The sequence below is a fragment of the Clostridium sp. LXY-7 genome, assembly GCF_056172015.1.
In genome coordinates, this window is the sequence record NZ_JBLLJL010000005.1 from 203,229 (window position 1) to 218,254 (window position 15,026).

The following is a 15,026-nucleotide window of genomic DNA, read 5'->3' on the forward strand; positions in this document are numbered from 1 at the left end:
GTACTATGACCAAAGACCACAGTACATCTCTACTGCACCTCCAACAAAACAACTAGTTTTGTTTTGAAAATGCTAAAAATATTTTTTATTGCTCTTTTATTTTTGGTAATATAGCGTCTACTTCAAAGTGTGGTCTTGGAATTACGTGAACTGATACTAGTTCTCCAACTCTTTCTGCAGCAGCTGCACCAGCATCTGTTGCAGCTTTAACAGCTCCAACGTCTCCTCTTACCATAACTGTTACAAGTCCGCCTCCAACTTGCTCTTTTCCTACTAATTGTACATTAGCAGCTTTAACCATTGCGTCAGCAGCTTCTATAGCTCCTACTAATCCCTTTGTTTCAATCATTCCTAATGCATTTGCGTTTGCCATTATAAATTCCTCCTCATAATTAAGCTATTACTTTGCATATAAAATTAATTTTAATATGCCATATATAATAAATTTTAAAATTAAGCATCTACTACTAAATAATTTAGTAGTATGTTATTTATTTAAAAAATATCAAATTATTTTAACTCATTGATAATTCTTTTAACTAATAACTCTATAAGTTCTTCAGTTTGATTGCTAGTTACACAGGTATTTGAATTATTTTCAGCTTTTAAATCTTCAAATTCCCTAACTCCGTAAGCTACTTTCTTAATGTTAATTAAGTCCAATGGCCCTACGTTGGCAGAAGTTGCACTTCCTCCTATAGCTCCACAACCTAATGTTAGTGCTGGCATTAAATTAACAGTTGCTCCGATACCTCCTAGTGTACTTGGTGTATTAACTGGTATTCTTGATACCGGCATTTTAAGAGCAAATTTCATAATTACATCTTTATCTTCAGCATGAATTGAGAATGTATGCCCTGCTCCCTCATTAAGAAGTATTAATCTACATTTTTCACAAGCTGCATCTACATTTTTCTCTACATAGAAAGCTAATATAGGAGTAAGCTTTTCTCTTGAATATGGAACGTTAGGTCCAACCTCTGTTTCCTCAGCTATTAATACTTTTGCTGATGATGGTACATTGTTTAAGCTTGCAAGCTTTGCTATAGTTTCTACACTTTTTCCAACTATTTGTGGATTCATGCTTCCATTAGCTCTCATGATGAACTTTCCAAGTTGTGCAGCTTCTTCTTTATTTAAGAAATAAGCTCCCTGCTTTTTAAGCTCAGCTGTTACTTTTTCTCTCATAGATTCTTCTATAACTATTGATTGCTCTGATGCACAAATACTACCATTATCAAAAGTTTTAGAAGCTATGATTCTCTTAACTGCTAATTCTACATTAGCACTCTTATCTATAAATGCTGGACCATTTCCTGGACCAACTCCTAGAGCTGGAGTTCCTGAAGAATATGCAGCCTTAACCATTGCAGATCCACCAGTTGCAAGGATCATCGCTGTATCCTCATGTTTCATTAAGGTATCTGTAGCTTGTAGTGTAGGAATAGTAATGCATGTTATAGCATCTTCTGGACATCCTGCCTTTATAGCTGCTTCCTTCATGATTCTCACTGTTTCTAATATACATTTTTTAGCATTTGGATGTGGTGAGAACACTATTGAGTTTCCACCCTTTAAAGAAATTAACGTTTTATATATAGCTGTTGAAGTTGGATTTGTAGATGGGATTAATCCAGCTACTACTCCCATAGGTACAGCTATGTCTATAACTTTGTTGTCGTTATCTTCTCTAATTACACCTACTGTTTTCATATCTTTTATTGCTTCATAAACAAATTTAGATGCGAATATATTTTTAAATGTTTTATCTTTCCATATTCCAAAACCGGTTTCTTCATTAGCCATTTTAGCTAATCTTTCTGCATTTGCAATTGCTGCTTCAGCAATAGCCTTTACTATAGCATCTATTTGACTTTGAGACATTTCAGCAAGTTTTAACTGAGCCTCTTTTGACTTTTTCATAAGACATCTAACTTCTTGAATTGATAATAAATCCTTATCTGTTAATTCCACTACTTGTCACCCTCTTTATAAAATTCTGATATGACCTTAAGCAAAATATCCTTCTTAGCGAATTTTATTTGCTTATTAGTCATGTTAGGTAAATTTAAACTCCTTGCCAATCGTCTTAATTCTTCCACTTTCATGGAGTTAAAATCTACCACTGCTTCATGTTTTTCTTCATCTATTACTTCATCTATTTCTTCAATTTTTTCTAGAATCTCTTCATCTTTAGCTTCTTTTATTGCAGCTTCTTTAACTACTTCAGTTTCCTTTTTAGGGCTTATTTTTTCTGTAACTACTACTTCACTCTCAAGAACTTCTACTTTTTCTTCTTCTGCCACTCTTTTCTCAAAGTCTGGCAGAATTTTGTATACATCCTCATGAAGTCTTGGAATCACATGACTTGCTCTAAGTTTACCAAGGACATTTGCTGAGGCTGTTCCAGCCTCAACCGCTGCCATAACAGCACCTACATCCCCTGTTATCTTAACTGTAGTTATTCCTGCTTTTACCTTTTGCAATCCAAGTAAATGTACATTTGCAGACTTTAGCGCAGCATCGGCAGCTCCTATAGCTGCTACATAACCATTTACCTCTATTAATCCTAATGCATCACTCATCTAAATAAACCTATTAAAAGTTTATTGGCTCTTGAGCTACTGATTTAACAGCTTCTGCAAAGGCATCACATGCAGCTTTACATGCAGATTGAGAACCTGTTAATAGTGCTCCTCCAAAGTTAGTTTCAGTTGGTGGTGCAAATAGCTCCTTTAACTGAACATCTGCTGCCTTTAATGCTGCATCTAATCCGTACATAGCTTCAAGTGGTGGAGCTACTAAGTATGCAATAGCCTCTCCCTCTTTTACTCCTGCTACTTTAGAAAGGTATGTTCCTGTTCTTGATACACAATGAGCATAGTAAGCTATTGAATTATCTTCATTAGCACTTACAAAGTGTGCTCCATTTTCCATAAAATCAAGAGCAGCATTTAATCCGCTTCTAACTTCTGCTGGACTTGGTCCTGCTATAATTCCTATAACTTCTCCAGCAAGTTTTGTAGATGCGTTTGCTGAACCAGCATACATTGATCTAGCATAAACTACATCAACTTCAGCAGCTTTTGTAGCTTCATCTAATGCTGTATAAGTTACATCATCTACATCTGCTGTTATTAGTCCTAAGCTTTTATGATGGGGCTCAAGTTCTAATTTAGCTGCCATTTCTGGACTTACATTTGAAATTATCTTAACACTAAGTACTGTTGGACGTATTGCTTCATTTATCACAGTTAATTCCCCCTAGATTATAGTTTTAAATCTATTCCTGAAGCTTTCTTATCAAGCATTGTCTTGATTAACTCAGCTATGTGAGCACCAGCTTCAACTGCTGTTGTACCACCCTTATGAATGTTTGATATAACAGTTCTTCTTGCTTCTGGCATGTTTGCTGTTGGCTTATAAGCTATGTAAGCACTCATTGACTCCGCTGTAACTAGACCTGGTCTCTCTCCAACTAGTAAACAAACAACCTCTGCTCCTGTAGCATCTCCTACAGCATCCATTGATGGAACTCTGCAGTGTTTAACAAATAAAATTTCTCCAGTTTCTATTCCATACATTTTTAGTCCTTGTTTAATTGCAGGAACTACGTCTTTTAAGTTAGCTTCTATAGCAGCTGAACTTAAACCATCTCCTACCATTATCTGTACTTTCTGACCTTTTCCAAATCTATCCTTGATGAATTTAGTTGTTTCTTCATCAAATTTTCTTCCAAGGTCTGGACGAGTTATGTATTCATCCTTACTTTTACACATTGTGTTTACTGGTACTAAATTATTTTCTTTTACAAAGTCTTCTGAAACATAAGAGAATACTGAGTCTTGAGCTGCAGCATGGTCTGCCCTAACTCTTAATGCAGTTTCAGTCTTATATCTTGTACCTGCTCTCCATATACCCAGTCTTGCTGGAGTTCTTTCTTTCATTTTTAAGTACCCTTCCCTATCTGCTGGGTTCGGTACTAAAAGTTGTTTCTTTATATCAACTTCTGTAATATCAGGTATGCATCCATTTTCATCTATTGATGTAGATGTACCATTTACAACCTGCTTTACTATATCCTCTGTAGCTACTTTTCCAACCATTTCTCCTAGTAGCTTCTCAACCATTAATTTTAATTCTTGTTCGTTCATCAAGAGGTCCTCCTATCCTAAGAATATTGATGCGTCGCCCGCTCTGCTAGTTAATTTACCATTTTCAACTAATCCCATTTTTTCCATCCACTTATGGAAGTCACTTATTGCTGTTAATCCAAACATTTCTCTTAATGTAGCAGTCTCATGATATCCAGTTGTTTGGTAGTTAAGCATTACGTCATCACCATGAGGAATTCCCATAAAGTATGTGCATCCTGCTGCTGTTAATAATATTGATAAGTCTTCTATATCGTTTTGATCAGCCTTCATATGGTTAGTGTAGCAAGCATCTACTCCCATTGGTATTCCTGTTAATTTACCCATGAAGTGATCCTCAAGTCCTGCTCTTATAACTTGTTTTGAGTTATATAGATACTCAGGTCCTATAAATCCAACAACTGTGTTAACTAAGAATGGATTGAATTTCTTAGCAAATCCATAACATCTAGCCTCCATAGTTACTTGGTCTACTCCATAGTGAGCATCTGAAGAAAGTTCTGAACCTTGACCTGTCTCAAAGTACATTACGTTTGGACCTGTTGCAGTTCCTTCTTTTAATGCAAGTTGTCTTGCTTCTTCTATAGTTGCAGCATCAAATCCAAAAGCTTCATTTCCTTTAGCTGAACCTGCTATAGATTGGAATATAAGATCAGCTGGAGCACCTTTTCTGATAGCTTCCATCTGTGTAGTTACGTGTGCAAGTACACAAGTTTGAGTTGGAATCTCAAATTTTTGTTTGATTTCTTCAAATCTCTTTAATACTTTAGTTACACTCTCAACAGAGTCATCAACTGGATTTAATCCAAGAACCGCATCCCCTATTCCATAAGTTAAACCTTCAAGTAGTGATGCTAATATTCCATCTGGATCATCTGTTGGGTGATTTGGTTGTAATCTTGCTGATAATGTTCCCGGCTCTCCTATAGTAGTATTACAGTGAGCAGTAACCTTTATTTTTTTAGCTCCATATACTAAATCCATATTAGACATAATCTTAGCTACTGCAGCTACCATCTCTGAAGTCAAACCTCTTGATATTCTTCTTATATCAGTTCCTGTAGTGTTCTCATCTAATATCCACTCTCTTAAATCTGATACTGTCCAGTTCTTAATTTCACCATATATTTTTTCATTTACTGCATCTTGAATTATTCTAGTTACCTCATCTATTTCATAAGGTACAGCTGGATTATTTCTAAGGTCTGACATAGTAAGGTGTGATAATACAACCTTAGCTGCCACCCTCTCTTCAGATGATTCAGCAGCAACTCCTGCTAATCTATCACCTGACTTTTCCTCATTGGCCTTCGCCATTACATCCATTACAGATTTAAATTGATATGTTTTTCCAAATAACTTAGTTTTTAGAATCACGATAATCCTCCTTCCATTTAGTTGAATACTAATGTCTTTATAACTACAGGTAATACTTTACCCTCTGCTATCGGCTTGCCTATATCGATGTAATCTCCGTTTTCCACTTTAACTCCATCAATACAAACCACATCTTTTTCAAAGTTCATTAGAAAATATATTGCCTGACCTAATACCTTTGCCATATCGTTTTCCACTATAATAATTAGTGGTAACTCCCTCTTGATAAGCTCTTCCATCCCATCTACGAGACCTTTTGCATATTCTTGTATGTCCGTAAAGGAAGGATTTTTCTTCCCATTGATTCCTATGGCTATTCTCTGTAAGTCATTTTCAAGTTTAAACCAATTAAGTTTTTCCCTGATTGCTTTAGATAATTCATGTGAACCTTTACTTTCATCCTCAAGAGATAATTTTAATATTGGTAGATTTTTAATTGGAAAGTTCTCTTGAGTATATGTAATTGTACTTCCACTAATTTCTGTGGTATGGGAACCAGCTCCTACCACTGTGGCTCTAATAGTCTCTATAGACTTTATAACCTTTAGCTTCTTGCACAAATTTGACTTTTTAATTTCTTGACCTAAAAGTATTCCTATATCTCCATATTTGAAATAGTCATCAATAACACCATCATAATAGATGTAGTCAGCTACTCCACCAGAAAAGGATATACATTTTATCTCCTCATTCAAACCTATAGATTTATTAGTTACTATGTAATCAAATAATGAATCTTTAGTATGAATTCCTACGCTTTCCTCCAAATACTTAACCATTTCTTTAACTACTGGAGTAAGCATCTCTATAGTAGCCTTATAACCCAGTTTTATATCCAGATTATTTTCATTGATAATCCTCTGTACCTTAGGAGCAATATATATTATTTCATTATTATCAGGATTTAGCTTTATAAGTCTTCCACCTATATCTAAGCATCCTGTTTCTTTTACATCTCCCCTAGTGAATACTGCAAGGTTACTTGTTCCTCCGCCAATATCCATGTTTACAACACTAGTTGAGTGCTCCTTTGAATAAATATGAGCTCCTGCTCCCTTAGCTGATATTATACTTTCAAGATCTGGTCCTGCCGTAGCAACTACAAAGTCACCTGCAAACCCACTTAAGGTATGGAGTACCTCATTGGCATTCTCTTTTCTTGCAGTTTCTCCTGTAATAATTACAGCCCCTGTTTTTATATCGTCTTTTTCTATTCCAGACTTTTTATACTCTAAATCAACTATTTCCTTTACCTTTTCTGCATCAATCTCTGTATTTGATATAAGTGGTGTAAAATAAACATTGCTCCTATAGATCACCTCTTTATCTACTATAGATATTCTTGGCACCGAAAAGCTTGAGGCTGTATTTTCAATAATCAGCTTTGAAAATATTAATTGAGTTGTGCTAGTTCCAATATCGATTCCAACACTTAATAATTCCTCTCTCATACATTCACCTCCATGACATCTCAAATAAAATCCTTACATGTTTGCACTTATTTTATTAAAAATGTCTAAATAAAAAGGCTTAAAGTTACAGAAATAATACTAATAACTTAGCTTATCTCTTCTATAACCTTAAGCCTCTTTGCTTAATTCAAGCTACCTATCATCGTAGCTTATAGTACCTATTAAAATTTCATTGGAAAAGTAATTTCCACTCTTGTTCCATGTTCGTTGGATGTTATATCCAAGGTTCCTCTTAATTTATCTTTAACATAACTGTTAACTATAGATAATCCTAGACTAGAATTCACTGATTCTAAATCCTTAAATCCTATACCATCATCTACTACTAATATTTTTTTTGTAATTTCATCTCCTGAAATCTCTATAGAAATATTGCCAGATTCCCTATCCTCAAAGCCATGATCATAACAATTTTGTATAAGCTCATTAACTATTAGAGAAACTGCTGTTATTCTATCCGTATCCAAATAGAAATCTTCACTTTTAACTTTAATTCTAATTTTTTGTGTACTGTTATTAAAACATCTTTTTGCATTATCTACTATTGCATTTATTACATCTAGTATCTTTACCTCGTCTCTCATCTCTCTAGATAAAAGTTCATGGGTTGCTGCAATTGCTAATATCCTATTAACACTTTCATTCAAGCTAATCTTAGCTTCTACACTACTACATCTTCTACTTTGTATTCTAAGTAAGGATGCTACTGTTTGTAAATTATTTTTAACCCTATGATGTATTTCCCTTATGGCAACAGATTTAGAAATTATCTCTGCCTCTTTATTTTTTATGTCTGTTATATCCTGTATAATTTCTATCACCCTTAAGTCATCTTCATTTATTAAAATAGTCTTCAACTTATAATAAATTTCCCCTATTTTAATCTCTTTTCTTATAACCTTCTCTTCACTATTTTCAGATATCTCTATTTTATAGCTAGTAAAAGTACTATTATCTAGTGATAGATCATCATAGTGACTTCCCTCTATATCTCCATATCCTAAATTGCCATACAGCATATTAGCCTTAGTATTTTTTATTTTAAGAATTCCACTTTCGTCAAATACTAAGATTGCATCATTAAGATTATTATTTATCAGCTGATTAGAGTTTATTAAATTCATAAGTTGATGTGATTTCGTATTAACTTTATTTAAATTATCCTCATCAATTTTAAAATCTTCTTTAATTTCCTTGCTGATATCTTCTTCTATAATTAGCACTGCTATGGTTTTTTCATCATTTTCTATAGGATAAACTTTCTGTCTAACAAATTTATTTTCTTGAGTAATAGCTCTTATTCCTTTACTAGCAATTCCTGTTTCTAAAGTTTGTAATACTCCGGGTTCATTTTCTCTCAGAGCTTTTTTCCCTACAACAGAGTAACTATATGGTGTTTTTTCCTGCTTTGCTTCTGCCACCACTAATGCAATATCCTTATTATAAGTAGGTATATCTATAAACACATCACTCTCTTCCACATTACATATAAGTTCTATGGATTTAGCAATATCTAAAATTTTTTCTACATCCTTATAATTAAGATTGCTACATCTATTACACAAATTTTTTATAGTTTCACTATTCTTCATATCCTATTATCACCGTCTTAGCAATTTCAGTCATAGAACATCTTTTGTCCATGCTTAGCTTTCTAATAAATTTATAAGCTTCTTCCTCATCAGTATTTAATTCCTTCATAAGAATACCTTTTGCTTTTTCAAGAAGTTTTCTTTCATCTAGCTTCAGTGTTATTTTTTTTAAATCAGTTTTTAATTTTTTAAATTCTTGAGCTCGTGATAAGCACATTTCTACAGTAGGTATAAAAGATTTTTCATCTAGAGGTTTTACTAAATACCCATAAGCTCCAACATTTTTAGCTTTTTCAATGAAATCTCCACTGCTAAATGCGGTAAGTAGCAGTATTCCTCCTGCTAAACTTTCCATACTAATCCTTTTGCTTGCTTTCAATCCGTCTAAAACTGGCATTTGAATATCCATTATGACTAAATCTGGATTATGCTTTTTACAAAGTTCAATAGCGCTAAATCCATCTGCGGCTTCTCCTACTACATCGTAACCTTCAGCCTGTAAAATATCCATAATATCCATTCTAATAATAGGCTCATCATCGACTATTATAATGCTTTTTTTCATTTTTTAAAATTCACCTCAATTTATCTGATGATTAATATCCTAGACTTGTGCACTTATGTGTATAAGTTTTTCTAAGTTCAAATTAGAAAAAGTATTCCTACTATTAAATCTCAACTTGACGTTATGAATTACTTGGTGAGTTTAGATATTCAAGTAGATCTTTAATACCAGTCTCTTTTAAGGTGTCAACCTTAAAAATCCTTGAAACTCCTGCTAATGTTAAAATCTCCTCAGCTCTTTCAACCTGAGAATTATCCATTGCAAGATCTATCTTCGTTATTATACCAATTACCTCTTTTGCAAACATACTTGCAAAACCAGGCGGTATGTAGTTTGCCTCATCGCTACAATCATAAACTATGGCAATAACATCTGCCTCTGCTGCTGTAACGATTAAAGCCTTATAGTAAACTCTATTTTCTATGTATTCTCCAGGAGTATCAATGGATTTATCATAGAATTCCACTGCTTGAGTCTTTTTATACTCAATATTCTCCTCATTAAGTTTTTGGCAGAGAGTAGTTTTCCCACTTCCTGTAGTGCCAACAAATATAACTTTTTTCATCTGCTCCACCTATGTCCTTGTGATAGTAGGTGAAGTAAAATTTAATAAACTTCCAAGTACATCTACTACTTCTCTCAGTGCCGCTTCAACTGAACTAACATCTCCAGTTAAAACTACTGAACCACTAAACCTATCTACAAAGCCTAAATTAACTCCTGCAGACTTAGTTGCCACATCAGCAGCAATAATAGAAGCTTCACTAGGTGTAATTGTTAAAATGCCTATAGCATCTCTCTTATCCATAACTAACCCTAATTTTTTATAGATATCTTCACTAGGATTAGCTATTATATGGGCAAGTGTTACTTGTTTTCCAGGTACATATTCTTGTATTACCCTTTGTTTGTCTTCATGCATTTATATCACCTAGCCTTATCCACTTACATTTACACACTTAGTATGCTTATGAAAAGTATTTTTTACTCATACTAAGGATTATAAATTTTTATTTTAAGATATAAGTAAATTTTCTGTAATTTTAAAAATCAAAAGCCCCTTAAAAATATGTAATATTTTTAAGAAGCTCCATTGCTATCATCATTATGCACACCTTTGTGCATCTATAATTATATACTCATCAAATATCCTTGTCAATGTTTTAAGACTATATTATTTACCTATTCTTTAATCTTATCAAAAATTGTAATAATGTCTAACTTCTCAGGAACTCTCGGGTTAGTTATAGTACAAGCATCTTGAAGAGCTATCTCTGCCATTTCATTTTTCAGATTGTCTAAAGCTTTTAAATCTACTCCACAAGCCTTTAAGTTAACTGGCATCTTCATTGCCTTTTGAAGCTTTTTAATTTCATTTATCAAGCTTCTTACTCCCATTCTTGGGTTCGATGCTGGAAGTCCCAATAGTTTTGCTATATTATTATATTTTCTAGCAGCTAAAGAATAATTGTTATTCTCATATCCTACTATTTCAGCATTAAATTCAATTACCTGTGGTAATAAAAGAGAATTTGTTCTTCCATGAGGAACATGAAATTTTCCACCTATTATATGGGCCATTGAATGATTTATTCCAAGGGATGCTGAATTGAATGCAATTCCTGCAAGACAAGAAGCATTATGCATTTTTTCTCTAGCTATCATATCTTCACCATTCTCATAAGCCTTTAACAAATTCCCAAAAGATAAGACTAAAGCTTTTTCAGCAAGTGCGTCTGAAAAATCTGTGGCATTAGTTGACACATAAGCCTCTAACGCATGAGTGATTACATCCATGCCTGTATCTGCTGTTATGAAATTTGGAACTGTTTTAACTAACTGTGGATCAAGAATAGCCACATTAGGAAGCAGTTCATCAGAGACTAACGGATATTTTGCGCCCTTCTCCTTATCTGTAATTACAGCAAAGGAGGTTACCTCTGATCCGGTTCCACTGGTGGTTGGTATAGCTATAAACTCTATATTTTTCACATCAGTTATTTTCTTTGCAAAATCCATAATAGCTTTAGCCGCATCAATAGATGATCCGCCTCCTAATGCTATTAAAACCTCAGGATTTGCTTTTTGTAACTCTTCTATTCCCTTAACTATAAGATCAATAGGAGGATCTGGAACCACCTCACTAAAAATGCTCACCTGTGCTTCTGTTAATTTTTCAGTAATATTATTTATCATACCTGATTTAACCATGAATGGGTCAGTAACAATAAATACCTTTTTATTTCCGATTTCCTTTAATCTATCTAAGGCACCTTCACCAAAGTAGACATGGGTTTTTATTTTAAAATCTTGCATATGTAATCTCCTTTCTTTTTTCGCTTTGGAAGCTATTCTAACAAGACTTGATGTAAAACTGCATATCATTAATACTAATTTTTATCATGATATCGAAGCAATTTACCCTATAAAAGTCAAAAAAACTCCATAGGAATTTCCTATGGAGCTTCGATGCTCACTATGTTACACACTTCACTGTATGCAATCTTAATATACTATTTTGAAAATAAAATGTCAATACACATCTACTTTGATGCAAAACTTAAATAAATTACATATCAATTTATCTAAACTCTTTAGTAATATTTTTATGTTAGATTGAAATTATTATACATAAAATAATATTTTTATTTCTTTTCAACTTATTAAATTTATAACATATCTCTTAATTTTAAATTGCAATAATATATAATTATTCAATATTATTGTATAATATTTTTAATAGATAGGGACTTGTTCATAATTTTTTTTAAAGAGATTTAAATAAATATTCTTAAGCTATATTATTTTATAACCGTTACATTAACTTTTATCATTATGACAATGGAGTTTTTTGTAGTGAATATTTGTTAATTAATCTAGTTTACATCCAACTTCTTTACTACATCAATGATTGTTCCATCTCTATATTCCACTAATGCTACAATATCCTCTGTATACTTAATAGATTCGGGAATTCCTACAATTTCCTCTGCTTCTCTTTGTAACTCCTCTATAGTCATTAGCGGTAGCTGTGCTTTTTTATATCTTTCTAGTAGGTCTTGTCTTAGCGGATTTACAGAAATTCCATAGTCCGTAACAAGTACATCTATACTTTCTCCAGGAGTATTAATGTTGTTTACTTTTTTTACAACAGAAGGGATTCGCCCTCTAACTAATGGTGCAACAACAATTGCTAAATTAGCCCCTGCAGCAGTATCCTGATGTCCACCAACAGCTCCTCTTATTTCTCCATTTACTCCAGTTAAAGTATTTACATTGAAATTTACATCTATTTCTAATGCACTTAATACTACTACATCAAGTTTATTTACTATTGCTCCTCCATTATGAGGATTTGCATAGAAGCTAGTATCCACCTCAATATGCTTACTATTTTCCTTTATTGATCTGCAGCCGTCTAAATCAAGGGTTTGAGTGTCTATTAAGGTGTCTATATATCCTTCTTCATGTAGTTTTACAAAGGTGCCTGTTATGCCTCCTAATGCAAAACTAGCCTTGATATTCTCTTCTTTCATTCTTTCTCCTACAAATTGAGTAACAGCTATGGATATATTTCCAGAGCCAGTCTGCATAGAAAAACCATTCTTAAAGTAACCTGATTCTGTAATAACCTCTGTAGTATTTCTTGCAATCAACAGTGATCTTGGATCTTTTGTAACTCTCACCGCTCCTGAACTGATTTTAGATCCATCACCTACTTCATCCACCACAACCACGTAGTCTACATTAGTCTGTTCAATACTTATAGGTGAACATGGATAGGGAACTAAATTATCCGTTAAAAGTATTACCTTTTCTGCATATTTAGCATCTATTAATGCATAGCCTAAAGCACCACATATACTTTTCCCAAAATAACCATTTCCATTTCCATATTCATCGCAAGTTGGAACTCCCAAGAAAGCTACATCTATTTTAATTTCACCAGCTTCAATTGCCCTCGCTCTTCCTCCATGAGAACGAAGAATTGCAGGCTCCTTGCATATTCCCTTAGATATAGCTTGACCTAATTTTCCTCTTAAACCACTAGTCTCAATTCTTCTAATTACACCAGCCTCAATATACTCTACTACAGGGTCATGAACATCTGTCAAGGAACTAGGTGCTAAAACTAAATCCTTAATCCCAAGGTTCTTAATTACTTCTAACACCTTTAGTATTATATAATCTCCATCTCTAAAATGATGATGAAAAGATATGGTCATTCCATCCTTTAACCCTACTGCAAAAACTGCCTTCTCAATATTTTCTACAAGTTTACTCTCACCTGGTTCTATTTTTCTCTGAAGCTTTCCAGTCCTTCTACCTACTGGTTCTTTTGTGAAAGCTCCCTCATAGGACTCAAGAATTCTACCCCCAAGCTCCTCTGGAATTAATCTTTCTACTCTATTTTTATTCATATAAATCACCACCTTTATACATACCTGTAGCCTTTGCAAGACTTATTACTCTTCTTGCTCTCTCCACTATTGGTTTATCTATCATTTTTCCATCAAGTGCAATAACTCCAGAATTATTCTTTTCTGCTTCTTCAATGGCCTTAAAAGTCCTTAGTGCAAAGTCAATCTGCTTTTGTGTGGGTTCAAAAACCTTGTGTACAATAGGTATTTGTCTAGGATGTATAACAGATTTTCCATCAAAACCCAATTTGTGAATTCTCCTTGTTTCATTTTCTAGACCTTGGTCATCATTGATATCTGAAAAAACTGTATCAAGAGCATAAATTCCAGCTGCTCTACAGGCAAGAAGTAGCTGTCCCCTGGCAACTATAAGTTCTTCTCCATCTAAAGATCTATTAGTCTTCATACTGGTAACAAAGTCTTCTGCTCCTATAGCCATTGCCACTAGTCTTGGACTTGATTTTGCTATATCAAAACAATTTATAATTCCCATTGGACTCTCTACAGCTGCCATGAGTTTTACAGCTCCTACTTCCATTCCCGATTCTTTTTCTATAGAAGTTATAAGTTTATCCGCCTCTCTTATATCTTCTGGAGATTCGGTTTTAGGTAACCTAATAATGTGAGGCTTAGCCTTAACCATGGCTTTAAAATCTTCTTTTCCAAAAGGTGTATCCAGTCCATTAACCCTAACTACTAATTCCTTACCTCTATAATTGACAGTTTTTAAAGCATTATATATAAGAAATCTTGCGGCATCCTTTTGATCTATTGATACAGAATCTTCTAAGTCGAACATAATGGAATCTGAACCATAAATATGTGCATCTTTAACATTCGCTGGATTGCTTGCGGTAACATACATCATAGTTCTTCTTAATTTTATATTTTCCAAAACTCTCACTCCCTACCACTTATAATCTTCACTATTTGCAGCTCTGTACACCGCAGTCTGCACTCTAGATTTGATAACACAGTCTAGCGCTCCCTTATCATTAGCAATTACTAATGCATCCACTATATGTAATTCCAATAAGGTATCTGTAATAATCTTTTTAATATGCATGCCAAACTGCATTTCCACAGAACTCTTTAATTGAATTTCTATCCCCTTATCTGCATTAGGTTCAATAGTAACTAAAATGTCACTTGACTCCACAGTACCACACATTCCGTTTTTAATAAGCTTCATAGCCATACCTCCATACATAATATAATTCATGATGACTTCATAACATTCAGTTCTATATCTTCTATAGATAAAATTTTTAATCCTGAATCTGAAATAGATAAATATGCACTTTCTTTGATATAACTCTTCTGAAAATTATGAAATTCAATAAACAGTTGGTTGACCTCTTAGTAGTAGTTTAGTACACTGGTAGAAATAAATAAAATATTTAAATTTTATGTTTAGCTATAAAAAAAATTTATGGCTACCCTGG

Annotated in this window: 15 protein-coding genes; all 15 read right to left on the reverse strand. The window is 33.5% G+C overall.

Annotated features, from left to right (window positions below; translation table 11 throughout):
- Nucleotides 1-85: 85 nt before the first annotated feature.
- Entirely contained in the window at nt 86-373 is a 288-nt protein-coding gene (eutM, locus tag ACI48Q_RS17290; protein WP_474920361.1) for an ethanolamine utilization microcompartment protein EutM, read from the reverse strand.
- Nucleotides 374-510: 137 nt separating this feature from the next.
- The gene (locus ACI48Q_RS17295) at nt 511-1,974 is read right to left on the reverse strand and encodes an acetaldehyde dehydrogenase (acetylating) (protein ID WP_474920362.1); all 1,464 of its coding nucleotides are present in this window, start codon (nt 1,972-1,974) and stop codon (nt 511-513) included.
- Nucleotides 1,974-2,585, reverse strand: a complete 612-nt coding sequence (locus ACI48Q_RS17300) for a BMC domain-containing protein (RefSeq protein ID WP_474920363.1) — start codon at nt 2,583-2,585, stop codon at nt 1,974-1,976. The genes ACI48Q_RS17295 and ACI48Q_RS17300 overlap by 1 nt, the downstream gene beginning before the upstream one ends.
- 13 nt (nt 2,586-2,598) lie before the next feature.
- Entirely contained in the window at nt 2,599-3,252 is a 654-nt protein-coding gene (gene eutL, locus ACI48Q_RS17305) for an ethanolamine utilization microcompartment protein EutL (protein ID WP_474920364.1), read from the reverse strand.
- Between the two features lie 17 nt (nt 3,253-3,269).
- Nucleotides 3,270-4,154, reverse strand: coding sequence for an ethanolamine ammonia-lyase subunit EutC (gene eutC / locus ACI48Q_RS17310; RefSeq protein ID WP_474920365.1), 885 nt, complete (start codon nt 4,152-4,154; stop codon nt 3,270-3,272).
- A 12-nt stretch (nt 4,155-4,166) separates the two neighbouring features.
- Entirely contained in the window at nt 4,167-5,531 is a 1,365-nt protein-coding gene (locus tag ACI48Q_RS17315) for an ethanolamine ammonia-lyase subunit EutB (protein WP_474920366.1), read from the reverse strand.
- Between the two features lie 17 nt (nt 5,532-5,548).
- Complete coding sequence (eutA, locus tag ACI48Q_RS17320) at nt 5,549-6,982, reverse strand: ethanolamine ammonia-lyase reactivating factor EutA (protein WP_474920367.1); 1,434 nt, start codon at nt 6,980-6,982, stop codon at nt 5,549-5,551.
- A 182-nt stretch (nt 6,983-7,164) separates the two neighbouring features.
- Nucleotides 7,165-8,595, reverse strand: a complete 1,431-nt coding sequence (locus ACI48Q_RS17325) for a sensor histidine kinase (RefSeq protein ID WP_474920368.1) — start codon at nt 8,593-8,595, stop codon at nt 7,165-7,167.
- Entirely contained in the window at nt 8,585-9,160 is a 576-nt protein-coding gene (locus ACI48Q_RS17330) for an ANTAR domain-containing response regulator (protein WP_474920369.1), read from the reverse strand. The genes ACI48Q_RS17325 and ACI48Q_RS17330 overlap by 11 nt, the downstream gene beginning before the upstream one ends.
- Nucleotides 9,161-9,281: 121 nt before the next feature.
- A complete protein-coding gene (locus ACI48Q_RS17335; protein ID WP_474920370.1) occupies nt 9,282-9,725 on the reverse strand; it encodes a EutP/PduV family microcompartment system protein in 444 nt (147 codons plus the stop codon).
- Between the two features lie 9 nt (nt 9,726-9,734).
- Nucleotides 9,735-10,082, reverse strand: a complete 348-nt coding sequence (gene eutS / locus ACI48Q_RS17340) for an ethanolamine utilization microcompartment protein EutS (protein ID WP_474920371.1) — start codon at nt 10,080-10,082, stop codon at nt 9,735-9,737.
- Between the two features lie 260 nt (nt 10,083-10,342).
- Nucleotides 10,343-11,476: a 1-propanol dehydrogenase PduQ gene (locus ACI48Q_RS17345; protein WP_474920372.1), complete on the reverse strand. Its 1,134-nt coding sequence runs from the start codon at nt 11,474-11,476 to the stop codon at nt 10,343-10,345.
- A 560-nt stretch (nt 11,477-12,036) separates the two neighbouring features.
- Nucleotides 12,037-13,581: a citrate lyase subunit alpha gene (citF, locus tag ACI48Q_RS17350; protein WP_474920373.1), complete on the reverse strand. Its 1,545-nt coding sequence runs from the start codon at nt 13,579-13,581 to the stop codon at nt 12,037-12,039.
- A complete protein-coding gene (locus ACI48Q_RS17355; RefSeq protein WP_474920650.1) occupies nt 13,574-14,449 on the reverse strand; it encodes an aldolase/citrate lyase family protein in 876 nt (291 codons plus the stop codon). Before ACI48Q_RS17355 ends, citF begins: the two co-directional genes overlap by 8 nt.
- A 39-nt stretch (nt 14,450-14,488) precedes the next feature.
- Nucleotides 14,489-14,773, reverse strand: a complete 285-nt coding sequence (gene citD, locus ACI48Q_RS17360) for a citrate lyase acyl carrier protein (RefSeq protein ID WP_474920374.1) — start codon at nt 14,771-14,773, stop codon at nt 14,489-14,491.
- Nucleotides 14,774-15,026 lie beyond the last annotated feature (253 nt).